Source organism: Cellulomonas sp. NPDC055163 (assembly GCF_053607065.1).
Genome location: NZ_JBSGSU010000001.1, coordinates 520,780 through 545,555 on the forward strand (window position 1 = coordinate 520,780; position 24,776 = coordinate 545,555).

General features: G+C 75.3%; 15 protein-coding genes and 1 riboswitch. Of the genes, 8 read left to right on the top strand and 7 right to left on the bottom strand.

Annotation, left to right across the window (positions count from 1 at the left end; translation table 11 throughout):
* Window positions 1–158 precede the first annotated feature (158 nt).
* Entirely contained in the window at window positions 159–4,910 is a 4,752-nt protein-coding gene (locus ACWFNE_RS02220) for a DUF3418 domain-containing protein (RefSeq protein ID WP_452120826.1), read from the top strand.
* 137 nt (window positions 4,911–5,047) lie between these two features.
* Window positions 5,048–5,260, top strand: coding sequence for a hypothetical protein (locus ACWFNE_RS02225; protein ID WP_452120827.1), 213 nt, complete (start codon window positions 5,048–5,050; stop codon window positions 5,258–5,260).
* A 9-nt stretch (window positions 5,261–5,269) separates the two neighbouring features.
* Here the strand turns inward: ACWFNE_RS02225 and ACWFNE_RS02230 are convergent, their stop codons facing one another.
* Window positions 5,270–8,356: a hypothetical protein gene (locus ACWFNE_RS02230; protein ID WP_452120828.1), complete on the bottom strand. Its 3,087-nt coding sequence runs from the start codon at window positions 8,354–8,356 to the stop codon at window positions 5,270–5,272.
* A 156-nt stretch (window positions 8,357–8,512) separates the two neighbouring features.
* On the opposite strand from ACWFNE_RS02230, the gene ACWFNE_RS02235 reads away from it, so the two are divergent.
* The gene (locus ACWFNE_RS02235; RefSeq protein ID WP_452120829.1) at window positions 8,513–9,730 is read left to right on the top strand and encodes an FAD-dependent monooxygenase; all 1,218 of its coding nucleotides are present in this window, start codon (window positions 8,513–8,515) and stop codon (window positions 9,728–9,730) included.
* Window positions 9,731–9,838: 108 nt separating this feature from the next.
* Here ACWFNE_RS02235 and ACWFNE_RS02240 read toward each other — a convergent pair whose 3' ends face one another.
* From ACWFNE_RS02240 to ACWFNE_RS02260, 5 genes are all read right to left on the bottom strand, one after another.
* Window positions 9,839–10,759 (bottom strand): metal ABC transporter substrate-binding protein, encoded by a 921-nt coding sequence (locus ACWFNE_RS02240; protein ID WP_452120830.1) that lies wholly within the window; start codon window positions 10,757–10,759, stop codon window positions 9,839–9,841.
* 220 nt (window positions 10,760–10,979) lie between these two features.
* Window positions 10,980–12,323, bottom strand: coding sequence for a zinc metallochaperone AztD (aztD, locus tag ACWFNE_RS02245; protein ID WP_452120831.1), 1,344 nt, complete (start codon window positions 12,321–12,323; stop codon window positions 10,980–10,982).
* 187 nt (window positions 12,324–12,510) lie between these two features.
* Window positions 12,511–13,635 (bottom strand): hypothetical protein, encoded by a 1,125-nt coding sequence (locus ACWFNE_RS02250; RefSeq protein ID WP_452120832.1) that lies wholly within the window; start codon window positions 13,633–13,635, stop codon window positions 12,511–12,513.
* 180 nt (window positions 13,636–13,815) lie between these two features.
* Entirely contained in the window at window positions 13,816–14,652 is an 837-nt protein-coding gene (locus ACWFNE_RS02255; protein ID WP_452120833.1) for an ABC transporter permease, read from the bottom strand.
* On the bottom strand, window positions 14,649–15,551 hold the full coding sequence (locus ACWFNE_RS02260) for an ATP-binding cassette domain-containing protein (protein ID WP_452120834.1): 903 nt from the start codon (window positions 15,549–15,551) through the stop codon (window positions 14,649–14,651). Before ACWFNE_RS02260 ends, ACWFNE_RS02255 begins: the two co-directional genes overlap by 4 nt.
* A gap of 78 nt (window positions 15,552–15,629) precedes the next feature.
* On the opposite strand from ACWFNE_RS02260, the gene ACWFNE_RS02265 reads away from it, so the two are divergent.
* The 5 genes from ACWFNE_RS02265 (at window position 15,630) to metE (ending at window position 22,233) form a co-directional block, all read left to right on the top strand.
* Complete coding sequence (locus ACWFNE_RS02265; RefSeq protein ID WP_452120835.1) at window positions 15,630–16,838, top strand: TetR/AcrR family transcriptional regulator; 1,209 nt, start codon at window positions 15,630–15,632, stop codon at window positions 16,836–16,838.
* 156 nt (window positions 16,839–16,994) lie between these two features.
* Window positions 16,995–17,609, top strand: coding sequence for a DNA-3-methyladenine glycosylase I (locus tag ACWFNE_RS02270; protein WP_452120836.1), 615 nt, complete (start codon window positions 16,995–16,997; stop codon window positions 17,607–17,609).
* A 138-nt stretch (window positions 17,610–17,747) separates the two neighbouring features.
* On the top strand, window positions 17,748–18,407 hold the full coding sequence (locus ACWFNE_RS02275; protein WP_452120837.1) for a histidine phosphatase family protein: 660 nt from the start codon (window positions 17,748–17,750) through the stop codon (window positions 18,405–18,407).
* Between the two features lie 207 nt (window positions 18,408–18,614).
* Window positions 18,615–18,709: riboswitch (SAM riboswitch) on the top strand.
* 67 nt (window positions 18,710–18,776) lie between these two features.
* Window positions 18,777–19,859, top strand: a complete 1,083-nt coding sequence (locus ACWFNE_RS02280; protein WP_452121129.1) for a methylenetetrahydrofolate reductase — start codon at window positions 18,777–18,779, stop codon at window positions 19,857–19,859.
* A 13-nt stretch (window positions 19,860–19,872) separates the two neighbouring features.
* Window positions 19,873–22,233 (top strand): 5-methyltetrahydropteroyltriglutamate--homocysteine S-methyltransferase, encoded by a 2,361-nt coding sequence (gene metE / locus ACWFNE_RS02285; RefSeq protein ID WP_452120838.1) that lies wholly within the window; start codon window positions 19,873–19,875, stop codon window positions 22,231–22,233.
* A gap of 166 nt (window positions 22,234–22,399) precedes the next feature.
* On the opposite strand, the gene ACWFNE_RS02290 is transcribed toward metE, so the two are convergent.
* Complete coding sequence (locus ACWFNE_RS02290) at window positions 22,400–24,616, bottom strand: hypothetical protein (protein ID WP_452120839.1); 2,217 nt, start codon at window positions 24,614–24,616, stop codon at window positions 22,400–22,402.
* Window positions 24,617–24,776: the final 160 nt, after the last annotated feature.

Here is a 24,776-nt window from a genome sequence, read left to right on the forward strand (position 1 = left end):
CCCACCGGAATCAGCGCGCGGTCCACCCGCGGCAGCGGGGAGAATGGTCCGTCGTGAGCACTGCGCGCGAGGAGCGACCGGCGACGCCGGACGGCACGGGGGCACCCGGCCGTCGGGGCGGGCGCGGTCGTCGTCGCGGGCCGCGGCGTCCTGACGGCTTGCGGGCGGACGGGCCGCGCGCCGAGCAGGCAGCGCCGGACGGTGCCGAGCCAGCGCAGGTCGTCGACGGGCAGCGCAGCGACGGCCGACCCGTCGACGGGCACCGCGTCGACGGGCACCGCGTCGAGGAGCAGCGCGTCCACCCGAACGAGCGCCCGGCTCGCGGCGACCGGCCCGAGCGCCGCCGGCCGGGCCGCGACCGCGGGAACGACCGCCGGACCGACCCGAAGCAGGGCGAGTCCCAGCGCGCCCGCCGCGCCGAGCTGCGCCACGCGGTCGTCGTCCCCCCGATCACGTACCCCGAGCAGCTCCCGGTCTCGGCACGTCGCGAGGAGATCGCGGCGGCGGTCCGGGACCACCAGGTCGTGATCGTCGCGGGCGAGACGGGCTCGGGGAAGACGACGCAGCTCCCCAAGATCATGCTCGAGCTGGGCCGGGGGCGGGACGGGCAGATCGGCCACACCCAGCCCCGGCGGATCGCGGCGCGCACCGTCGCGGAGCGCATCAACGAGGAGATCAGCGGCCCGGGCGTCCCGCTCGGGGACCTCGTCGGCTACCAGGTGCGGTTCACGGACGAGTCGAGCGCGTCGACGCTGGTCAAGGTCATGACCGACGGCATCCTGCTCGCGCAGATCCAGCGGGACCCGATGCTGCGCGGCTACGACACGCTCATCATCGACGAGGCCCACGAGCGCTCGCTGAACATCGACTTCCTGCTCGGGTACCTCACGCGGCTGCTGCCGCAGCGCCCCGACCTCAAGCTCGTCATCACGTCCGCGACGATCGACTCGGCGCGGTTCGCGGCGCACTTCGCGGGGCCGCCGACGCCCGAGCACCCCGACGGCGTCCCGGCGCCGGTCGTCGAGGTCACGGGGCGCACGTTCCCGGTCGAGATCCGCTACCGGCCGCTGCGTGCGGACGACGCGCTGCCCGCGGGCGACGGGGACGAGTGGGACGACGAGGGCACGGGGCCGGGCGGCGCCGCGCTGACCGGGCGCGCGTACCCGAAGGGCGGCACCCGCGGCCCGAAGGGCAAGCCGACGAGGGGCCGCGCGCCCGTCGAGGACCGCGACCCGGTGCAGGCGATCTGCGAGGCGGTCGACGAGCTCACCGCCGAGGGCCCGGGCGACATCCTCGTGTTCTTCTCGGGCGAGCGGGAGATCCGCGACGCGGAGGACGCGCTGCGCGCGCACCTCGGGGACCGGGCGGCCGACCTGCGGGGGCCGTCGGCTGTCGAGATCCTGCCGCTGTACGGGCGGCTCTCCGCGGCGGAGCAGCACCGGGTGTTCGAGCAGCACGGCACGCGCCGCGTCGTGCTCGCGACCAACGTCGCCGAGACGTCGCTGACCGTGCCGGGCATCCGGTACGTGATCGACCCCGGCACGGCCCGCATCTCGCGCTACTCGAAGGCCACGAAGGTCCAGCGCCTGCCCATCGAGCCGATCTCGCAGGCGTCGGCGAACCAGCGCTCGGGCCGCTGCGGGCGCGTCGCCGACGGCATCGCGATCCGGCTCTACTCCGAGGCCGACTTCGCGTCGCGCCCCGAGTACACCGAGCCGGAGATCCTGCGCACGTCGCTCGCGTCGGTCATCCTGCAGATGATCTCCGTGGGGGTCGCGGCGACGCCCGACGACATCGCGCAGTTCCCGTTCGTCGACCCGCCGGACGTGCGCTCGGTGCGCGACGGCGTGCAGCTGCTCACCGAGCTCGGGGCGCTCGCGCCGACGGGCGGGGCGCTCACCGAGACCGGGCGGGCGCTCGCCCAGCTGCCGATGGACCCGCGGCTCGGCCGGATGATCGTCGAGGCCGGGCGCCGGGGCGTCGCGCGCGAGGTCATGATCATCGCGGCGGCGCTGTCCATCCAGGACCCGCGCGAGCGCCCGGTCGAGAGCCGCCCCCAGGCCGACCAGCAGCACGCGCGCTTCGCGGACCCGACGTCGGACTTCCTCACGTACCTGAACCTGTGGCAGTACCTCAAGGACCAGCAGGCGGACCTGTCCGGCTCGGCGTTCCGCCGCCTGTGCCGCTCCGAGCACCTCAACTACCTGCGGATCCGCGAGTGGCAGGACGTCGTCACGCAGCTGCGCGAGCTCGCGAAGCCGCTCGGCATCGTGGTGAACCCGCCCCGGCGCCGGGAGAAGGCCGGGAGCGTCGGCGTCGCGCTCGCGGAGGCGCAGCCACCGGCAGGCCCACGCCGGCGGACCGCACCCGGCGCCGAGCAGGCCTCGCTCGCGTCCGACACCGACGACGGCCCCGAGAAGCTGCGCCTCGACTGGGACGCCGACCGCATCCACCTCAGCCTGCTCGCGGGCCTGCTCAGCCAGATCGGCATGCAGGAGGCCACCGAGGTCACCCCGCCCGCCGGGAACCGCGGCCGCAAGGACTCCCCCGCCCGGCGCCCGGACCGCCGGGCCCGCAACGAGTACCTCGGCGCGCGCGGTGCCCGGTTCGCGATCTTCCCCGGGTCGGGCCTCGCGAAGCGCCCGCCCGCGTGGGTCATGGCCGGGGAGCTCGTCGAGACCTCGCGCCTGTGGGGCCGGGACGTCGCGCGCATCCAGCCCGAGTGGGCCGAGGAGCTCGCGGGGCACCTCGTGCGGCGCACGTACTCCGAGCCGGCGTGGTCGACCAAGCAGGGCGCGGCCACGGCGCTCGAGCGGGTGCTGCTCTACGGCGTCCCGATCGTGGCGCAGCGCCGCGTCCTCTACGCCAAGGTCGACCCGGAGCACGCGCGGGAGCTGTTCCTGCGGCACGCGCTCGTCGACGGCGAGTGGACCACGCACCACGAGTTCTTCCACGAGAACCGCCGCCTGCTCGCGGAGGCCGAGAGCCTCGAGGCCCGGGCCCGGCGGCGCGGGCTCGTGGTCGACGACGACGTGCTGTTCGCGTTCTACGACGAGCGCGTCCCGGCGGACGTGGTCTCCGCGCGGCACTTCGACACGTGGTGGAAGACGGCGCGCCGCACGCAGCCCGACCTGCTGACGTTCACGCGCGAGCTGCTCGTGTCCGACGAGGACGCGGTCAGCGCGTCCGACTTCCCCTCGACGTGGCCGCAGGGCGAGCTCGAGCTCCCGCTGACGTACCAGTTCGAGCCGGGCACCGAGGCCGACGGCGTGACCGCGCACGTGCCGCTCGTGCTGCTCGCGCGCGTGCGGCCCGAGGGCTTCGGGTGGATGGTGCCGGGCCTGCTCGAGGAGCTCGTCACGGCGACGATCCGGTCGCTGCCCAAGCCGGTCCGCGTGCAGCTCGTGCCCGCGCCGGACGTCGCGCGCGGCGTGGTGGCCTGGTTCCGCGAGAACCTCGCGTCGTGGCACGACACGGTGCGCGCCGCGGACCTCGCGCCGTCGTTCCACGAGGCATTCGCGCAGGCGGTGCGCGCGCTGCGGGACGTCGAGGTGCCGCTCGACGCGTTCGACGACGAGCGGCTCCCGCCGCACCTGCGGATGACGTTCCGGGTGCAGTCGGACCGGGGGGTCGTGCTCGACGAGAGCAAGGACCTCGTCGCGCTGCAGCGCCGGCTCGCGGCCCGGACGCAGGACGCCGTGAGCTCGGCGGTGCGGACCGCGGTGCGCGACGCGATGCGGGAGGCGGGCGCGACGGCCGGCGGACGTGCGGGCGGGGCGGGTGGCGCGGGCGACGGGTCCCGCGAGGCGGGGCGCGGGACGACGGGTGCGGCCGGGGCGGGCCCGGTGGCGCGCGAGGCGTCCGGGGCGGTCGGGGGCGCACCGGGCGCGGGCGGCGCGGCCGCCGGTGACACGGGTGGCGCGGCCGCCGGTGACACGGGCGGCACGACCCGCGGCAACACGCGTGGCGACGCGGCGACCGTCGCGGTGGCCTCGGCGGTCCCCGAGCGCACCGGCCTCACCGCGTGGCCGGCCGACCTGCCCGACGACACGCTCCCGCTCACGGTCGAGACGACCGGCGCCGGCGGGCTGCGGGTGCGCGGGTACCCGGCGCTCGTCGAGGAGCCGTCCGGCACGGTGGGCCTGCGGGTGCTCGCCGACGCGGGCGTCCAGGTCGAGGCCCACCGCCGCGGGCTCCGGGCCCTGCTGCTGCGGGAGACGTCGCTCGCGACCGCGCGCGTGACGACCCGGTGGACCGGCACGCAGGCGCTGACGCTCGCCGCGAGCCCGTACCGCAGCACCGACGCGCTCGTCGCCGACGTGCAACGCGCGGCCGTCGACCACCTGCTCGCCGAGCACCTCGCGGGCCGCCCCGCGACGGAGGTCCGCACCGGGACGGCGTACGCCGCGCTGCGCGCGCACGTGCGCGACCGGCTCGAGGACACCGTGCACCGGGTCGTCGCCGACGTCGTCGCGGCGCTCACCGCCGCGCGCGAGCTCGACGCCGACGTCCGCGGCTCGTCGAGCCTCGCGCTCCTCGCGACCCTGCAGGACGTGCGCGAGCAGGCGGCGCGGCTCGTGTTCGACGGGTTCGTCGGCGCGACCGGCGTGACGCGGCTCGTGCACCTCCCCCGGTACCTGCGGGCGGCTCGGCGCCGGCTCGAGAAGGCCGCCGAGAACCCGCAGCGCGACACGGACCTCGCGTGGCAGGTGCACGACCTCGCCGAGGCGTGGGACCAGGCCGTCCGCCGCGCCGCGACGTCCTCGCCGGACCCCGCGCGCGACGCGACCCTGGCGGACGTCCGGTGGATGCTCGAGGAGCTGCGCGTGAGCCTGTTCGCGCAGCAGCTGGGCACGCCGCAGCCCGTCTCCGTCAAGCGGATCCGCACCGCTCTCGCGTCGGCCGCCTGATTCCGCCGGTCGTGACCGAGTTGTCCCGTGACGCCGTGACCAGCGGCGATGCCCGGTTCATCCGCACGGGTGAGATCCCGGGTGAGGTCCGTCGGCCCGGCTCCCGCACCCGGATATGCCCGGGTTATCGTCGACCCATGACCGGTCCAGACCGCGACGAAGCGGGGCGTGAGGTGCTGAACGCTCTTGCGGGATCGACCACGACGCCGGACCCGGAGATCCTCGCTGCGGTGCAGGAGGGCCTCATGGCCGTCCCGGCAGGCTCACCGAGCGCGTGGTTCGAGGTTCCGCGGCAGCGCTCGCGCGTGCGCCCCGCGAACCTGTCGTCCCGCCGCAGCACGGAGTCCTGAGCTCCCCCCTCACGGCAGCAGCAGCCCCAGCCGGAGCAGCGTCGGTGCGAGCACCTGCGGGGGCTCGGGCGGGTCGCCCGCGTCGAGCACCCCCAGCAGCAGGTCGGTGAGCCGGGTCAGCCGGTCCTCCGCGAGCGCCCGGACGTCCTCGAGGATGTTCACGGGCGGCGGCTCCTCGGTGCGCGCGGCGAAGAACCCGTACACGTCGCGCACGTCGTCGAGCGCGGTGTCGTCCGCGTCCGGGTCGGCGCCCGCGAGCACCGCGCCGCTGCCGAGCAGCATCCCGCGCAGGATCTCGTTCGCCTGCACCGACAGCGGGAAGCCGGCGAGCACGAGCGCCTGGGTGAGCGCCCGGCTGCCCGTGAGGCGGCGGCCGACCCGGCTCACCACGTCCCCGGCCTGCACGAGGCGGTCGGCGACCTCGCGGTAGAACGCCCGCTGGGCGAGGCGCAGGCTGCGCTCGACGGCAGCGACCGCCGCGGCCCGCAGCGCGGGGCTCGTGATCGCCTGCCGCCGCTCGAACGTCGGCACCTTCGCCCACAGGCGGGTGTCGCCGACCAGCAGCGGGTACGGGTCCTTGCCGCGCGGGTCGGTCGACGGGTCGAACGTGTCGACCGCGCTCTTCGAGATCACCGTCCCGAACCGCTCGGGGGTCAGCACCGTGTACCGGTGGACGACGTCCGCGCCGTACGAGATGTCCACGGTGATGGTCAGGTCGTACGTGAGCCGGACCTTGCCGCCGATGCCGAGCTCCTCGAAGGACACCATCCGCCAGGACGCGCCGACGCACGCGGAGAGCTGGGCGAGCCCCTCCGCGACACCCGGGAGCTGGCTGCGGCTCAGGTTGTCCGCGACGAGGAACGGCAGCAGCGCGGCCTTGTCGAGGTCGCCGAGCACCGCGGTCGAGAGCGTCCGGGTCGACGGGTCGAACGCCCCGCCCCCGCACCGACCGAGCTCCGCCCAGCTCGTCACGAGGAAGTGCGAGCGCGGCTCCTGCTCGGCGCCGCCCCAGAGGTCGAGACCGTGCAGCTGCGTGCGCGGGGTCCCGCGGAACTCGACCTCGACGCTCCCGATCAGCAGCAGCAGCCCGTCGAGCTGGGCCCGGTAGTGCGCCGCGAGCGCGGTCACGAGCGCCGGGTCGGCGATCCGCGACAACGCGTCCGCGAGCGCCTCCCCCACGTCGACGAGATCACGGACCCGCCCCGGCGCGACCTGCGCGGCGAGCACCGGGGACTCCTCGCACAGCTGGCAGTAGGCCTCGGCCGCGACGATCCAGTCGAGCGGGTTCGCGAGACGCCCCGGGGTGAGCGGGGAAAGCCCGAGCACCTCGGCGGGGACGCGGCTCAGGTAGTTGACGTTCGTCGACAGCGTGAACGTCGTGAGCTCGCGCAGCAGCTCGTCGTCGGTGAAGTCACGCGCCTCCGGACCCGCCTGGAGGGCGTCCTTCGCGTGGTCGTGCGCCCAGCTGTAGAGCCGGTTCTCGGCCTCGAAGAACGTCGCGGCGTCGATCGGCTGCCCCGTGCGGGCCTGGTAGCCGAGCGCACCGTTGACGACCTCGACGAGCTCGCGGCGGTGCGCCGCGTCGAGCAGCGCCTGCAGGTCCGACGTCAGCCGCACGAGGCCGGTGTGCAGGTCGTACAGCGACGCCTGGAGCTCCTCGACGTCGCCCTCGACCTGGCCGACGTTGAAGTCGATCTCGGCGAGCCGCGAGAGGATCCCCAGGTACATCCGGTCGAGGCGCTGGTCGAGGCGGTCGAACCGCTCGCGCAGCTCGTCGCGCAGGTCCGTGACGAGCTCGCTGAGCTTGCGGACCTCCTCGAGGATGACCTGCGTGATGGGCTTGGTCCGCGGCTTCCCGAACAGCCCGGTCACCTGGATCATCAGCACGAGCAGCACGAACGCGAAGCCGATCCCGCCGCCGAGCAGGAGCGTGCTGGCGCTCGCCGACGCGAGCCCGGCGACGACCTTCCCGACCTGGATCGACGCCTTCGCGACCGTCCGGACCCCCTCGATCATCGCGACGGAGATGCGCGCGAACTCCCGGATGTCGGCCCCGAGCTCGCCCTCGTCGGCGTGCTCGGCGATCGCGGCGAGCACCCCGAGCGCGGACTCGGTGCCCTCGGAGATCCCCGCGAGCAGCTCGTCGAGCTCCTTCTGCTTGGCCTCGGCCTTGGCGACCGCCTTCTCGAGGTCCGTCTGGCTCTCCGGGGTCTTCTCCTTCTTCTCCGCCGTGTCGATCGCGACGGTGATCTCGACGAGGTTGACCACATACGCGTCGCGCGCCGTGGAGACGTCGCCGCACAGCTGGGCGAGCTTCTCGTCGACGCCGCCCGCGGGCATCCGCAGGCTCCCGTCGGGCTGCACGTGCTGCTCGACGAGCACCCGCAGGGCCGGCAGCGCGACCTTCGCGACGGCGTCGGCGGCGCTGTCCGTCGTCGCGACCCGCAGCGCCGTGCCGAGCGGTCCCGCGTCGATCGCCGCGGCCACGTCGGGCCGCTGCACCGACGCGAGGTACAGCCCGAGCCACACCTCGCGGCGCAGCCGGGCCACCCCCGCGAGCCGGTCGAACTGCAGGTCGAGGGGCTGGACCTGGCGCCGGGGGGCGGCGCCGGCCCGGAAGCTGCCGAGGAACGCCCGGCTGTACGCGCGGGCGGCCCGGCGCAGCGTGGGGTCGGTGACGTGCGGCACGGTCGCGGCGAGGATCCGGCCGGCCCGGAACGCCGGGCTCGGCGACAGGTCGCGCTCGGGGTCGGGCCGGTGCGCGGCGACGAGCGCCGCGAGCGCGTCCGCGGCGGCGGCGAGCTCGGGTCCCGGCACGTCCGGGCGGTCGAGCAGGATCCGGTGCACGACGCCCGCCACGACGTCCGTCGCCGGGTCGGCCGTCGCGGCGACCGCGAGGTACACCTCCCGGTCCAGGTCGGCCTTCGGCACCGTGACCTCGCGCGTCGTGCGGGCCGGGGTGCCGCGGCCGACGCCCGGCGCTGGCGGCGCGGGCGGGACGGGCGGTGCGGGCGGGACGGTCGACGCGGGCGGCGGGGCGGCGCTCGGCCCTGTCGTCGGGACGGTGGCGGCCGGGGCCGGCGCGTCTGAGGTCATGGGGGGCTCCAAGGGTGCACGACCCGGGGCGGGCCGGACCGGCGCAGGGCTCCGCTGCCCGGCGTCACGACGGAGGACCGGGCGGCGCGGCGGGTGATACCGCGCTGCCCGCAGGGGCAGCGCCGGACGGGTCTCCGCGCCCGGGATGATGTGCGGGTGACTCACGAGGCGGGGCAGGGCAGGGCCGGCGCGACGGCGGTCGTGGTGGGGGCCGGCATCGGCGGGCTGTGCGCCGCGGTCGGGCTGCACCGGCGCGGGTGGGACGTCACCGTCCTCGAGCGTGCGCCGGGGTTCGCGCAGGTCGGCGCTGGCATCACGATCCTCGCGAACGGTCTGCGGGCGCTCGACGCGCTCGGGCTCGGTGACGCGGTCCGCGCGCAGGGCAGCCCCGAGGCCTCGGGCGGGATGCGCACCCCGGACGGACGGTGGGTCATGCGGGTCGACGCCACCGAGATGACCCGTGCGCTCGGCACCTCGGCCGTCGGCATCCACCGCGCGACGCTGCACGGCGTGCTCGTCGCCGCCCTGCCCGCGTCGGCCGTCCGCACGGGCGTCGAGCTGCTGTCCGTCGAGGGCGGCGTGCGGCCCGGGGTCGTCCACCGCGACGCGGGCGGCACCGAGGTCACGCTGCGCCCGGACCTGCTGGTCGCGGCCGACGGCATCCACAGCCAGGTCCGCACGACGCTCTGGCCCGGCGCACGTCCCCCGGCGTACGGCGGCTCGACGGCCTGGCGCGCGGTGACCCGCGAGCCGTGGCGCGGAGAGCTCGTCACCGCGATCACGTGGGGCCCCGGGAGCGAGTTCGGGATGGTCCCGCTCGGTGACGGCCGCGTGTACTGGTTCGGGGCCGTCACGGCCGAGCCCGGCGGGCGGGCGCCGGGCGGCGACGAGATGGCCGAGGTCCGGGCGCGGTTCGGCGACTGGCACGACCCGGTCCGGGCGCTGCTCGACGCGACCGACCCCGACGCGGTCATCCGCAGCGACCTGCTGCACCTGCCGCCCGTCGACACCTATCACCGTGGTGCCGTCGCGCTGCTCGGAGACGCGGCGCACGCCATGGTCCCGAACCTCGGGCAGGGCGCCAACCAGGCGATCGAGGACGCGGCGGTGCTGGCCTCGGTCTGCGACCCGGCGGGGGACGTCGTGCGGGCGCTCGCGGTGTACGACGCGCAGCGCCGCCGCCGGTCGCAGGGCGTGGCCCGGGCGGCGCTGCGGGCGTCGCGCTACGGCCAGCAGCTCCGCAACCCCCTCGCGCTGCGCGCCCGGAACACCCTCATGGGGCTCGTGCCGCCGCGCGTGGCCGTGCGGATGGCCAGCTCGGTCGCGGCGTGGGAGCCGCCCGTGGTGCCGACCGCGCCGACGCGCGCCGGCTGACCGACCGCCCCGGCGCGGCGCGGATCTCGCCGGCAGACGGGGCGTCCCGCCGGCGCCCGGGCGCGCGCCCGCTCTCCGGCCACCCCGCCCGCCGTCCGCGCCGGGGCGTCAGTCGCAGGTCAGCCCCGAGCGCAGCGCCGCGAGGTTGCTGCGCATGACCGCCGGGTAGTCCTGCGCCTCGTCCGCCTGCGCCGGGGGCTGGGTCTCGAGGGGGTCGAGCACCGCCGTGCCGACGCCGAGCTCCTCGGCCAGGGCCGCCGCGAGCCCCGGGCCGGCGGACCGCTCGAAGAACAGCGTCCGCACGCCCGCCGACGCGACGACCTCGCCCACGTCGCGGAGGTGGGCCGGCGACGGCTCGACCTCGGGGTCGAGCCCGGTGATGCCGACCTGCACGAGCCCGTACCGGTCGGCGAGGTAGCCGAACGCCTCGTGCGACGTCACGACCGTCGCGCCCGCGCACACCGCCAGGCCGTCGGCGAGCTCGGTGTCGAGGGCTGCGAGCTCGCCGCCGAGCCGGTCGGCCGCGGCGGCGTAGTCGTCCGCGTGCTCGGGGTCGGCGCCGGAGAGGGCGTCCGCGACCTGCACGCCCACAGCGGCGAGCAGCGTCGGGTCCAGCCAGAAGTGGGGGTCCCGGGCGTCGGAGCCGTCGCCGCCGGGCCCGATGCCCGCGCCCTCGGCGGCGTCGACGACGTGCTCCCCGTGACGGGTCGCAACAGCCTCGTCGGCGGCGGGCTGGAGGCCCGAGAGGTAGACGACGAGGTCCGCGTCGCGGAGCTCCTGGACCTTGTGCGGCGAGATCTCGAGGTCGTGCGGCTCGCCGCCGGGCGGCACGAGGCTCGCGACCGCGACGTGCTCGCCGCCGACCTGCTCGACGACGTACTGCAGCGGGTAGAAGGACGCGACGACGTCGAGCGTGCCGTCGTCCTCGCCGCCGGCCGGGGCGCAGGCCGACGCGGCGAGCCCGACGAGCGCGGCGGTCAGGACGGCGGTGGTGCGCGTGCGGCACGCGCCGTGGGCGCGGGGTGTCATGGGTCCTCGGTATCGGTTCGGCGGGCCCGGTACGGCGGGCCCGCGGCGGTCTCTGTGCGGCGGCTCGTGCGCTGAGGCCCGGTGCGGGCGGCGGCTCGTGCGCTGAGGCCGGTTGGGCCGTGGAGCGGCGGAGGTGCTGCGCGCGCGGACGGCGCCGGACGCCCCCGGTCGGGAGCCTCCGGCGCCGTCGCCCTCAGCGGTGCGCGGGTGACGCGTCGCCTCAGTCCTGGTGCGCCTCGTCGGCGTGCTCGTCGTGCGCGTGCTCGTCGCCCTCGTCCGCGGCGTGGTCGTCGTGCTCGTGCGAGGGCGCCTCGCCCGTGACGCCGTTGAGCTCGTTGGGCGTCACGGTGAGCTCGGCGCTCTTCCAGACCTCGCCCTTGGCGTAGTCGACCGCGTGCAGCGTGCCGGTCGACGGGTCGGTGACGTACGCGAGCCCGTCGAGCACGAGGAGGGTGGGGCGCGGCTCCTGCCACTCCTCGGGCTCCTCCCACGCGCCGACCACCGGGATCGAGCGCACGATCGCCTTCGTCTCCGGGTCGATCACGTGCAGCGACCCGTCGGTGCCGAGCACGAGCGCCTCGCCGTCGTCACCGCGCCCGAGCGAGCGGAAGGTGTAGCTCGACGGCAGGTCGACGAGCGTCAGGCCGCCGGTGCGGGTGTCGATCAGCGAGACGCGCGTGGGGCGCTCGAGGTCGGCGTCGGGGTCGGACTTGTAGTCGCCGAGGACGATCGGCGAGGCGTCGCTGCCGGCCTGGTTGCCGATGCGGCCGTACGCGTCGGGGCTCGCGACCTTGGTGATCGTGCCGTTCACGTAGACGAGGGCGCCGGTCTCGCAGCCGATGACGACCGCGTCGTCCGCCGCGACGGCCTCGCCGTGCACGCCGGGGCAGTCGGCGTTCGCCGTGAGCTCCGTGCCGTCCGCGTCGAGCACGCGGATGCCGGTGCGCGCGTCCTCGGTGCCCTCGGAGACGACCATCGTGCCGTCCTCGAGCTCGACCGCGACGCCGTGGTGGGCGCTCGGGGTCGTGAGCTCGCGCGTCGTGAGGTCCTCGTCGGCGACGTGCGCGGAGTCGAACGACACGATCCCGCCCGTGCCGTCGTCGAACAGCACGGTGCGGCCGTCGTGCACCACGACGTGCCCGGGCTTCTCGGCCGCGAACGTCACGTCGGTGAGCCCGGGCTCGGCGGTGTAGTAGTGCGCGTGGTCGCCGTGCGGCTCGCCCCACGTGCCGGCGTCGAGGAGGCGGAACCCGCCCGTGGTCGAGACGAGCAGGTGGCGGTCGTCGCCCGCGGGGTTGAGGCGGTTGAAGCCGTCGAGCTCGACGTCGGCGAGCGTCTTGAGCGTCGTGGCGTCGAGCACCTGGATCCCGCCGTCGTACGTGAGGGCGAGGCGCGGCGTGACGGTCGCGGCCTCGGTGGCGGTCGTCGGGTCGCTCGGGGAGGAGCTCGGTGCGCTCCCGGCGTCGGTCGGGGAGGCGCACCCGGCGAGCAGGGCGAGCGGGACGGTGAGCACGAGCGCGGTGGTGCGCGCGGCGCTCGGGCGGACTCGGGTCTGAGCAGGCATGAGGCACTTTCCGTGACGCGGTCGGGGTGACGAGTCCGGACGCTATCAGACTTGATAGTCGTTATCGATAACTCGTCCTCCGCAGTCCGCCACCGCCCGCACGCGCCCCCGGAGGCGTGCGGACAGTCGGACGTGCGCCCGGCCGGGCGGGAGCACCGGCGTCCCCGCCCAGCCGGCACCGCGACCCTCAGCTGCGCGGCTTGCCCGCGCAGACCACGCCGACGCACTGCGGGTAGACGCCGTTGGCCCACGCCCGGTTGCCACCGAGGTCCACGACGCCCGGGGCGTAGATCCCCCGGCCCGTGTTGTGGTGCGCGACGTTGCCCCCGACCTCGGTGCCGACGCCCGCGGTCACGATCGCGTCCCCGTTGCCGACGAACGTGTTCCCCTCGACGGTCATGAGGCGTCCCCACTCGACGAGCGGCCCCGTCGAGGTGAACGCGACGCGGTTGCGCTCGAAGGTGTTCCCCGAGACGTACCCGCCGGCCTCGCCGAGGTCGAGCGCCACGTCGTTGTCGACCAGCACGTTGTCGACGAGCCGCACGTAGGAGGTCGTCGGCATGACCACGGTGTCGCTCCCGCTGATCTCGTTGCCCTCGAGGTCCAGGTAGCCCATGAAGTGCCCGCCGGTGTCGACGACCCGGTTGTCGAGGAGCACGCTGTCGCGGACCGTGAGCCCGGACTCGGTCAGGTCGTCGGCCACGACGTCGTTGCCCACGATCCGCGAGCGCTCGATGACCACGCCCGCGGTGTCGATGCTGACGACCGTCCCGTTGCGCAGGAACTCGGAGTCCTCGACGAACCCGCCGCCGCCGAACAGCCCGCCGAACACGAGCGCGTTGTCCTCGAAGCGCGCGCCGCTGTACCGGAAGTCGGCCCGGTGGCGCCCGAAGAGGGAGTCGACGCCGAGGTCGTTCACCTCGCCGTTCCCGGTGAAGGTCACGCCCGAGAAGCTGAAGTCGCCGACGAACCCCTCGCCCTCCGGGTCGGGCGGGATGACGGCGTCGACCGCGGTGGCCCACCCGGAGACGGTGCCGTCGACCACGGCCTGCGTCCCTCCGAGCGTGACGCCCAGGCCGGTGCCGGAACCGCCGCCGTCGAGGGTGTGCCCGCGCAGGTCGAGCGTGACGTCGCCGACGAGCGTGATCCCGACGCCGGCACAGGTGGCGTCGGCGTCGAGGTAGGCGTCGGTCGTGACCACGTCACCGCACGACACCGCGACGGGCGCGGCGGACGCGGGCGCGGCGAGCAGGACGGACGAGACGACAGCAGCGGCCGCGGACAGCGCGGCGACGAGCGGACGAGACCTCATGGACGACCCCCTGGTGGCTGCGGAACGGTCCCCGCGGATGCACGGGCGACCGGCCCGTCCAGTCCAGCGGCGGGGCGAAATGCCCGACAAGTCCGGTCCCGGGTGAAACGGCTTCCCGAAGGGGCCGCGCGCCGCCGCCGTCCCCGCGCCGTCGCACCGCCCCCGCGCCGTCGCGCGTCGTCACACCGTCCGGCGCCGGAACAGCCGGCCGGCGAGCGCCCGCGCGACGACGTAGAAGCCGGCGCACCACGCGAACGCGACGAGCGCGTCCCCGCCGGGCATCCCGACGAGCCACCCGCGCAGGGTGTCGGTCACCGGGGTCACGGGCTGGTACCGCGCGAACCACTCGAGCGCCGCGGGCATGGTCTCGGGGCGGACGAACGCACTCGACACGTAGGGCAGGAACATGATCCCGAAGCTGAACCCGCTCGCCGCCTCGGGGCTCGACGCGACGACGCCCACGCACACCGCGAGCCACGTCAGCGCGAGCACGTAGGCGGCGAGGAGCGCGACGACGAGCACCCACTCCCGCGGGCCCGCGGACGGCCGGAACCCCAGGAGGAACGCCACGGCGACGACGAGCGACGTCGACACCGCGTTGCGGGCGAGGCTCGCGACGACGTGCCCGGTGAGCACGCTCGACAGGCGCACCGGCAGCGACCGGAACCGGCTCATGATGTCGCCGGTGACGTCGCTGGCCACCGCGACCGCCGTCGTCGAGGCGCCGTAGCCCGCGCACAGCAGGATGATCCCGGGGACGACGAAGTCGACGTACGCCATCCCGGTGTCGATCTCGCCGCCGAACACCGTGACGAACAGCAGCATGATGACCACCGGCAGCGCGACGGCCATGATCAGCGTGTCGGGCTCGCGCACGGACCGGCGCAGGCTGCGGCCGATCATCGTGCGCGCGTCGTGGGCCGCCCAGCCGAGCAGGGGGCGCTCGGCGGCGGCGCGCGCGGCGTGGTCGAGGGTGCCGTCGACCGGCCCGAGCGGTGAGGGTGCGAGCGTGGTCATGATGCCTCCGCGGTGACGAGGTCGTCGGTGCGCGCCGGGGCGCCGGTCAGGGTCAGGAAGACGTCGTCGAGGGTGGGGACGGCGACGCGCCAGTGGTCGACGGGCAGCCCGCGGTCCTCGACGCCCGCGAGGATGCGCCGCACGTCGGCGACGCTCGCGTCGGTCTCGATCCGCTCGGTCGTCCCGTCGGCGAGGGCGAGCTCGACGTGCGCGGACCCGACCCGCCGCTTGAGCTCGGCGGCCGGGCCCTCGGCGATGACCCGGCCCCGGTCGAGCACCGCGACGCGGTCCGCGAGCCGGTCCGCCTCGTCGAGGTACTGGGTCGTGAGCAGCAGCGTGGTCCCCGCGGCGACGACCTCCCGGATGACGTCCCACAGCCCGAGGCGGCTCCGTGGGTCGAGGCCCGTCGTCGGCTCGTCGAGGAAGATCACCCGGGGCCGTGCGAGCAGGCTGACCGCGAGGTCCAGCCGGCGCCGCATGCCGCCCGAGTAGGTGCGGACCTGCCGGTCGGCGGCGCCGGCGAGGTCGAACAGGTCGAGGAGGTCGGTGCTGCGGCGGCGGACCTCGCGCCGCCCGAGGTGGGCGAGGTGCGCCATGAGGTGCAGGTTCTCCCGGCCGGTGAGCAGCTCGTCGACCGCGGCGTGCTGCCCGGTGAGGCTGATGACGTGCCGGACGCGCTCGGGCTCGCGGACGACGTCGTGGCCGGCGACGGTCGCGGTGCCGGCGTCGGGCCGGACGAGCGTCGCGAGGATCCCGACGGTCGTGGTCTTGCCGGCGCCGTTGGGGCCGAGCAGCGCGAGCACCTCGCCGCGCCCGATCTCCAGGTCGAGGCCGTCGAGCACGGGCGTGGCGCCGTAGGACTTGCGCAGCCCTCGGGTCAGGACGATCGGGTCGGTCATCGTGAGTCCTATCTGTGTATGCCGCACACTGTGCTGTTTATGATGTACACAGTTCTAGGATCGGGTCAAGGAGGTGCCGTGAGCGCACACGAGCAGGACCCGAGCAGCGCGCCCGACGACGCAGCCGCCGTCGAGCGCGAGGCGCAGGCGGCCCGCCGCGAGGCCGAGCTGCTCCGGCGCGACCGCGAGAAGGCCCAGGGGGCGGCCGCCAAGGAGGCCGAGCGGCAGCGGCGCGACCGCGAGAAGGCCGACCAGGCGGCGGCGAAGGACGCCGAGCGTGCGCGCCGCGACCGCGAGCGCGCGGAGCGGGCCGCCGCGAAGGAGGCGGAGCGCTCGCGCGCCGAGCGCGAGCGTGAGCTCCAGCAGGCCGAGCGCGACGCCGCCCGGGCCCAGCGCGAGGCCGAGAAGGCCGTCCAGGCCGCCGCGCTCGCGCAGCAGCGAGCCGCACGCGAGGTCGCCGAGGCCCGCCGCCGGGCCGCCCGGGCCGGGCTCGCCCCCGCCGAGGAGGCCCCCGACCGCCCGGTCCGCCTGCCGCGCGACGTCGAGGTCCTCTGGCGCGCCGCCGAGCCGCCCCGCCGAGGCCCCCGCCCGAGCCTGACCCTCGACCGCATCGCCGACGCCGCCGTCGCGCTCGCCGACTCCGAGGGGCTCGGCGCCGTGTCGATGGCCCGGCTCGCCGAGTCGCTCGGCTTCACCACCATGTCGCTCTACCGCTACGTCTCCTCGAAGGACGAGGTCCTCGCGCTCATGGCCGACGCCGCCGTGGGCCCGCCCCCGGCGCCCGAGCCCGGCGCGCCGGACGGCTGGCGGCCCCGCCTCGAGCAGCTCGTGCGCGCGCAGGGCCCCGTCCTGCGCGCGCACCCCTGGCTCGCGCAGAGCGACGCGGCGCTGCACGCGACCGGCCCGCACCGCCTCGCGTGGATGGAGGCGATGGTCGGCGCGCTCGACGGGACGCACGTGCACGCGGCGGAGAAGCTCGGCGTCGCGGCCCTCCTCGCGTCGCACGCGCTCAGCGAGGCGCGGCTCGCGAGCGAGTTCACCGCCTACGAGCGCGCCGCCGCCGAGCCGCAGGACGACGACACCCCGCGCGTCGCCGACTACGGCGCGATCATCGCGGCCCTCGTGCGGCCCGACGAGCACCCCGCGCTCGCCGCGGCGGTCGACGAGGGCGCGTTCGCCTTCGACGGACCTCCCGACGACCCCGACCTCGACTTCGGGGCCCGCCTCATCCTCGACGGCGTCGCGGCTCTCGTCGCCGAGCGGTCGGCCGGGGACGCGTCGCCGTAGCGCCGCCGCCGTGCGGGGTCGGACGACGTCGGCGCGCGGTCGGACCCGCCGGGCCAGCCGTGCGGTGACGCACCCACGGCCCGCCCTGGGCAGCGTCGGACCCAGGCGTCCGCGCGGGCTCGTCACGGCGTGGGCGCCGCACGGCAGGATCGCCGCATGACCCCCACCGAGACCCCCGAACCGGCGGCCGTCCCGCTCGCGACGCCCGGCGCCCGCTGCTTCGGCGACGGCAACCCGCTCTACGAGGCCTACCACGACGAGGAGTGGGGCGTCCCGGTGCACGGCGACCGCGCGCTTCTCGAGCGCCTGGCCCTCGAGGGCTTCCAGTCCGGCCTCGCCTGGATCACGATCCTGCGCAAGCGGCCCGCGTTCCGCGCCGCGTTCGCCGACTTCGAGCCCGAGGCGGTCGCGCGGTTCGACGACGCGGACGTCGACCTGCTGCTCACGGACGCGGGCATCGTCCGCAACCGCGCCAAGATCGAGGCCACGATCGCCAACGCCCGGGCGGTCCTCGCGCTGCACGAGGCCGGGCGGACTCTCGACGAGCTGGTCTGGTCGTTCGCTCCCGCCGACGCCGTGGCCGGCGCACGCCCACGACCCGCGACCTGGACCGACGTGCCCGCGCAGACCGACGAGTCGAAGGCGCTGGCCCGCGAGCTCAAGCGTCTCGGCTTCCGCTTCCTCGGGCCGACCACCGTGTACGCGGCGATGCAGGCGTGCGGCCTCGTCGACGACCACCTCGCGGGCTGCCCGGTCGTCACCGGTCGCTGAGCGGCACGTCGTCAGCGGTCGCTGAGCGGGCACGTCGTCGCCGGTGGACATCGTCGCCTGTTCGTCACGCCGTCTTCGTCCGGCCGACACACGTGCTCCTTAGCGTCGGAGGGGACACCGAGAGAGAGCAGGGCACCGATGACCCTCACGCTGACGCTCGTCCGGCACGGGCGCACCTACTTCAACGCACGCCGGATCATGCAGGGACGCTGCGACTCGCCGCTCACGCGCGACGGCCGCGCAGGCGTCCGCACCACCGCCCGGCACCTCGCCGGGACACCGTTCACCGCCGCGTGGTCCTCGCCGTCGGGGCGGGCCGTCGCGACCGCCGTCGAGCTGCTGCGCCACCACCCCGACGTCCGCCTGCGCACCGACCCCGGGCTGCTCGAGTACAGCTTCGGCATCTACGAGCGCAAGCACGAGGGCGTGCTCGACGAGGTCGCCGCGTGGCCGGACCTCGTCACGGAGGTCCTCGCGGGCCGCCACCCGGGCCTGCCGGGCGGGGAGCCCGGCGCCGAGTTCATGCACCGGACCCGCGACGTGTTCGCGCGGATCGCCGCGCAGCACGACGACGGCGGGCACGTGCTCGTCGTCGGGCACGGGCTCGCGCTCGGGGCCTACCTCGCGACGGTCGACGAGGTCGGTCTCGTGCCGCTGCCCAACGCGTCCGTCTCCACGGTGGAGGTCGAGCCGGACGGCTCGGCGCGGCTGACGAGCGTCGCGGTCGACGTCGCCGGGCAGGGGCACGTCGCGGCACGGCCGATGCGGACCCCGACCCCGGTAGCCTCGATCGCCTGACCCGGCCGGCGCCGGACCCGCACCTCGCCCGGCCTGCACATCGCCCGACCCGCTCCTCGCCGCCCGACTGCACCTCGCCCGACCCGCACCTCACCTCGTCGCCTCCGCCCGGGCGCGGCTCGCACGGCAGACCGCCCAGCGGTGGACGCGCCCATCTCGGTTGGTGAGAGGCATTGCTCAGCATGCGGGACCGGCCCTATGCTCGGCTCACCATCCAGAGCGGCCGAGAGTCCTGGCTCGTCGACGCCGCAGCAACCCCCCTCTCTCGAGGGTGTGGGTGCTTCCGCCAGGTTCGATGGAGTTGACGATGACGTGCACGTCCCCGTGTCCGCGACCCTCCCGGGCGGCCACCCCGCGCCGGACCGCCTCATGAGCGCGCCCGTGACCGACGCCGCGCCCGACGCACCCCCCGCCCCGCGCGACTCCCCGACCGTCGCCGCCGTGCGCACGGCCCCGGGTGCACGGGAGCTGGTCGCACCGGTCGACCGGCCGACGGTCTCGTTCGAGCTGTTCCCGCCGCGCAACCCGGACGCCGCCCCCAAGCTGTGGGCGACGATCCAGGCGCTCGGCGAGGCCCGCCCCGACTTCGTCTCCGTGACGTACGGGGCGTCGGGCAAGACGCGCGACACCACGCGCGGGCTCGTCCGCCGCCTGCTGCGCGAGACGTCGCTCAACCCGATCGCGCACCTGACCTGCGTCGGGACGTCCCGCGCCGAGGTCACCGCGGTCGTCGAGGAGTTCCTCGACGAGGGCGTCCGGTCGTTCCTCGCGCTGCGCGGCGACCCGCCGGCCGACCAGCCGGACTGGCGCCCGCACCCCGAGGGACTCGAGACCGCGAGCGAGCTCGTCGCGCTGCTCCGCGAGATCGAGGAGCGTCGCTGCCGGCAGAGCCTCGCGCAGAAGGTCCGCGCGACCGTGCGTCCCCTGTCGATCGCCGTCGCCGCCTTCCCGCGCGGCAACGCCGGCACGGGCAGCACCCGCGCGCAGGACGTCGCGGCACTGCTCGCCAAGCAGGAGGCCGGGGCCGACTTCGCGATCACGCAGGTCTTCTTCGACGCGGGCAGCTACCTCGAGCTCGTCGCCGAGGCGCGCGAGGCCGGCGTCACGATCCCGATCATCCCCGGCATCATCCCGACGACCGACCCGGCCCGGCTCCTGCGGGTCGAGGCGCTCACGGGCGTCGCCGTCCCGCGGCCGCTGCTCGAGCGCCTGGGGTCCGTCGAGGACGACGCCGAGCGTCACCGTGTCGGCATCCGCGCGAGCGTCGACCTCGTGAACGCCGTGCTCGACGGCGGCGCACCCGGCGTCCACGTCTACACCTTCAACACCCACCACGCCGCGCTGGACCTGCTCGAGGGTGCACACCTCGGCGGCGGAGCTCCGACAGCTCCCGACCGGGCCCCCAGGCCACAGGCCGGCTCACCCAGCCCTGTCCCCGCCCCCACGAACTGATCGAGGACCCACGATGACGAGCACCACCCCCGCCACAGCCGCTTCCGGGCTGCCCGAGTTCCCCGCCGGGACGATCCTCGGCTACCCGCGCATCGGTCCCCGCCGCGAGCTCAAGAAGGCCATCGAGGCGTTCTGGGCCGGCAAGACGTCCGCCGAGGAGGTCGAGGCGGTCGCCGCCGACCTGCGCAGGCGCACCCGCACGCACCTCGCCGGCCTGGGCCTGCGCACCGACGTGCCCGCGATCCCGAGCGCGTTCTCGTTCTACGACCAGGTGCTCGACGCGACGAACCTCGTGGGTGCCGTCCCGGCCCGCTTCGCCGACCTCGTCGACGCCGAGGGCCGCCTCGACCTCGCGGGGTACTCGACGGTCGCCCGCGGCCGCGGGGAGGACCTGCCGCTCGAGATGACCAAGTGGTTCGACACGAACTACCACTACCTCGTCCCCGAGATCGGCCCCGAGACGGAGTTCCGCTACGCGAGCGACCGCACGGTCCGCGAGTTCGTCGAGGGCCTCGCCGACGGCGTCCTGACGCGCCCGGTCCTCGTCGGCCCGGTCACGTACCTCGCGCTCGCGAAGCCGACCGAGACCGCGCCCGAGGGCTTCTCCCCGCTCGACCGCCTCGCGGACCTGCTGTCCGTGTACGCGACGGTGCTCCGCGAGCTCGCGAAGGCCGGCGCCACGTGGGTCCAGCTCGACGAGCCCGCGCTCGTCTCCGAGTCGCTCGACGTCCCGCTCGACCGCGTCCGCGAGGCGTTCACGCAGGCGTACACCGTGCTCGCGACCGAGCTCGCCCGCCCCGAGCGCCCGGCGATCCTCGTCGCCGCGCCCTACGCGGACCTCGCGGAGAGCCTCGACGTCGTCGCGGCGTCGGACGTCGAGGGTGTCGCGCTCGACCTCGTCCGGGGCGCCGCCCCCACGGCCGCCGTGCCCGGCCTCGCGGGCAAGGTCGTCGTCGGCGGTGTCATCGACGGTCACAACATCTGGCGCGCGGACCTGTCCGCGAAGCTCGAGGTGCTCGAGCGCCTCGAGACGCTCGGTGCGGCGCAGGTCGCGGCCGGCACGTCGACGTCCCTGTTCCACGTCCCGCACACGCTCGACGACGAGCCCGCGCTCGACGCGACGCTGAAGTCCTGGCTCGCGTTCGCCGACCAGAAGGTCGCCGAGATCGTCACGCTCGCCGAGGGCCTCGCGGAGGGCCGGGAGGCCGTCCACACGCAGCTGCTCGAGGCGGCGGACGCGGTCCGCTCGCGCGCCGCGGCGCCCGGCGTCGTCCGCCCCGAGGTCCGCGAGCGCGTCGCCTCGCTCACCGAGGACGCGTTCAACCGCGGACCGTTCGCCGAGCGCAAGACCGCCCAGGCGGAGCGCCTGGCCCTTCCGCCGCTGCCCACGACGACCATCGGGTCGTTCCCGCAGACGCCGGAGATCCGCAAGGCCCGCGCCGCGCACGACAAGGGCGAGCTCAGCACCGAGCAGTACGAGGAGGAGATGCGCGCGGAGATCCGCCGCGTGGTCGAGCTCCAGGAGAGCGTCGGCCTCGACGTCCTCGTGCACGGCGAGCCCGAGCGCAACGACATGGTCCAGTACTTCGCGGAGAACCTCGACGGGTTCGCCGTGACGCAGAACGGCTGGGTCCAGTCCTACGGCTCGCGCTGCACCCGCCCGTCGATCCTCTGGGGCGACGTCTCCCGCCCGGCCCCGATCACCGTCGGCTGGACGCAGTACACGCAGTCGCTCACGAGCAAGCCGGTCAAGGGCATGCTCACCGGCCCGGTGACGATCCTCGCGTGGTCCTTCGTGCGCGACGACCAGCCGCTCGGCGACACCGCGAACCAGGTCGCCCTCGCGCTGCGCGACGAGATCACGGACCTCGAGGAGGCCGGCATCGCGATCGTGCAGGTCGACGAGCCGGCGCTGCGCGAGCTGCTCCCGCTCAAGGAGAAGGACCACGCCGCGTACCTCGACTGGTCGGTGCGGTCGTTCCGCCTCTCGACGGCCGGCGTGCGCCCCGACACGCAGATCCACACGCACCTGTGCTACTCGGAGTTCGGGCAGATCGTCGGCGCGATCGACGGCCTCGACGCGGACGTGACCTCGATCGAGGCCGCCCGCTCGAAGATGGAGATCCTCGCGGACATCGCCAACGCCGGGTACCCGCGCGCCGTGGGCCCCGGCGTCTACGACATCCACTCCCCGCGCGTGCCGGGCGAGGACGAGGTCGAGGAGCTGCTCACCGCGGCGGTCAAGGCCATCGACCTCGACCAGCTGTGGGTCAACCCCGACTGCGGCCTCAAGACCCGCCGCTACGCCGAGGTGACGCCGTCGCTCGAGAGCATCCTCGCCGCGACGCGCGCGGTCCGGGCGACGCTCGCCTGAGCCGACCGGGCAGCAGCACGACGAGACGCCGCAGGGCGCGGACCTCTCGGGGTCCGCGCCCTGCGGCGTTGCACGTCCCGCCCTCGTCGGGCCACCGGACCCCGACAGGGCCGGGAGCGCGTGGCTCCCGGCCCTGTCACCGGTGTGCTGTCGTGCGGTCAGCCGATCAGTAGAAGACCCCGACGTGATCGACGACGACGTGCACGGGCGCTCCGTGGACGGCGGTCACCGCGATCCGGTTCCTCGAGGACGCACGCACCGTCGCCAGGTTCGCCGCCGTCTCCCCGGCGACGAAGTTGACCGTCGACGTCGTCGGCTGCGTGCCCTCGCCGCTCCACGCGACGAGGTGGCCCGCGTAGTAGGTGCCGATGGCCGTCACGTTGACGACGTGCGCGACGCCCGCGGGCAGCACCACGTCCGGACCGGGGACGCTCCCGCCGCCGCCCAGGGGCTTGTCCGTGCTTCGCGTGTCCGCGATCCGGGTCGGCGTCGTCGGGGCGAAACGCAGCCCGTCCGCGCGGCCGCCGTCGTCGTACCAGCCCTGGACGTCGACGAGCACAGGCGTGAGGCCCGCACTGTTGTTGCGGATCGCGATGCCCGGCCTGCCGTCCTCGTCGTACGCGACGGGGACGACGGCGTGGTTCGGGACGGTCTGGCCGGCGACGAAGTTCACGTGCGACGCACCCGGCGCCGCACCGTCCCCGGACCACGCGACGAGGTGCCCCTCGCGAGCCGGGTCCGTGACCGTGAGGTTCACGTCGACGGCTGTCGCGTCGTCGGGCACGCCGGTCAACGGCACCCAGCGCTCCTCGGACGGCGCGAACGGACCCATACCCTGCCGGCTGTCCAGCACGCGAGCAGGGTCCTGCGGGTGGTACCCGCCACCCTCCTCGCCGTCAGCCGTCGAGTAGAAGCCCTGCACGTCGACGAGGAGGTGCGTGCTGCCCTGCCCGTTGTTCAGCGCGATCCGCCCGTCCGCCCCGACCGGGACGACGACCTGGTTGGGCCGCGTCTGACCCGGTGCGAGGTTGAGCGAGGACGTACCGGGCATCGGCGTTCCCGCGGCCCACACGCGCACGCTCGTCGCCGCCGTCGGTCCGGTGCCCGTGACGTTGAGCAGCACAGCCGTGACGCCGGTGCGGGGGATGTCGCCCGTGGCAGCGGGATCGACCGTGATGGTCTCACCGGGGCCGACCGCGCCCTTGCGGACGCCGGTCCCGTCGCGCGTGTCCGCCACGCGCACCGGGTCGACGGCCACGTACTCGCCCGCGGCACCCTCGGCGGGCACGAGGGGGCGCGCCGTGACGGTCTCCGACCCCACCGTCATCCGGAGGCCGCCCTCGAACCGCTCCACGCTGTAGGAGTAGGTGGTGCCGGGCGTGACGCCCGTGTCCGTCCACGGGAACGCGACGGCGTCGGCCACCTGGGTCTGCCGGCCGTCGCCGACCCACCGCCACACGCGGTACGTGCCACCCTGCTCGGTCGTCGACAGGGTGACGGACCCGCGTCCGGGCGTGGCGCTCATGGGGGCGGCCGGGTCGAACTCCGGGATCAGTCGCACGACCGCGATCGCCTCACCGGAGGGCGACTGGTCCGGTGTCCGCACGAACCCGGTGTAGCTGTCGCTGCCGTCGGAGACGACGCTGAGGTCGACCGAGCAGCTCGCGCCCGGCGCGAGCGTCACGTCGGCGCACCCGTCTCGGGTCACCTCCGCCGTGCCACCGAGCGCGCCGGGCTCCACCTCGGTGGTCCCGTAGGTCTGCTCGACGGACCCGGCGTTCCTGAGCGTGACGGTGGCGCTCGCGGCCACGCCCGGCCGCTCCCGCAGGTACGCGGGCTGGCGCACGAGCGTCAGGCGGTACGGCTCGTCGCTGTTCCACCGCAGGGTGCCGATGAGGGAGCCGTCACGGTCGCAGGTCGCGGCGTAGTCGAGCGCGATCCCGGTGAGCCGCCCGTCCGCGTCGTGCGTGACGTCGAGGACGTCGATCGTGCCGCCGCCCTTGGAGCAGGTGCTGCTGACCTTGGTGAGCGTGAGCCCGGCGCCCTGCGCCGTCGGCTCCGGACCGGTCGCCGTGTAGTGGCCGACCTCGAGCGTGGGGCGGTCGAGCGGCGCGGTGATGGTGAGCTGCGCCGCGGCGTTGCTGTCGCCGGTGGCCGACACGGTGATCGTGTCCCGCCCGGGAGCACCCGTCCCGACGTCGAAGGTGCCGGTCGCCGTCGGCGTGAAGAGCCCGGTGACGCCGTTCGAGTACTGCAGGGTGCGGCCGACGCTCAGGAGGTCCCCGGTCGAGCCGGGTGCTGCGGACGCGGGGAGGGCGGAGCCGCACAGGGCGGCGGACAGGACGAGGAGCGCCGCTGGGAGGCGGCGGGAGCGCAGTGGCATGGGCCAGAGCGTAGGGCTATGACCACAGTCACGGCTGCCCTTTTTGTGCAGTCTTCACCTGACCGACACAACGACGTCGCGTCCGGCCGGCGGAGGCGCGGCGGCCTCGGTGGCGGCGGCGTCCGGCGCGCGAAGGCGCAGGTCAGCGCACGTCGGAGCG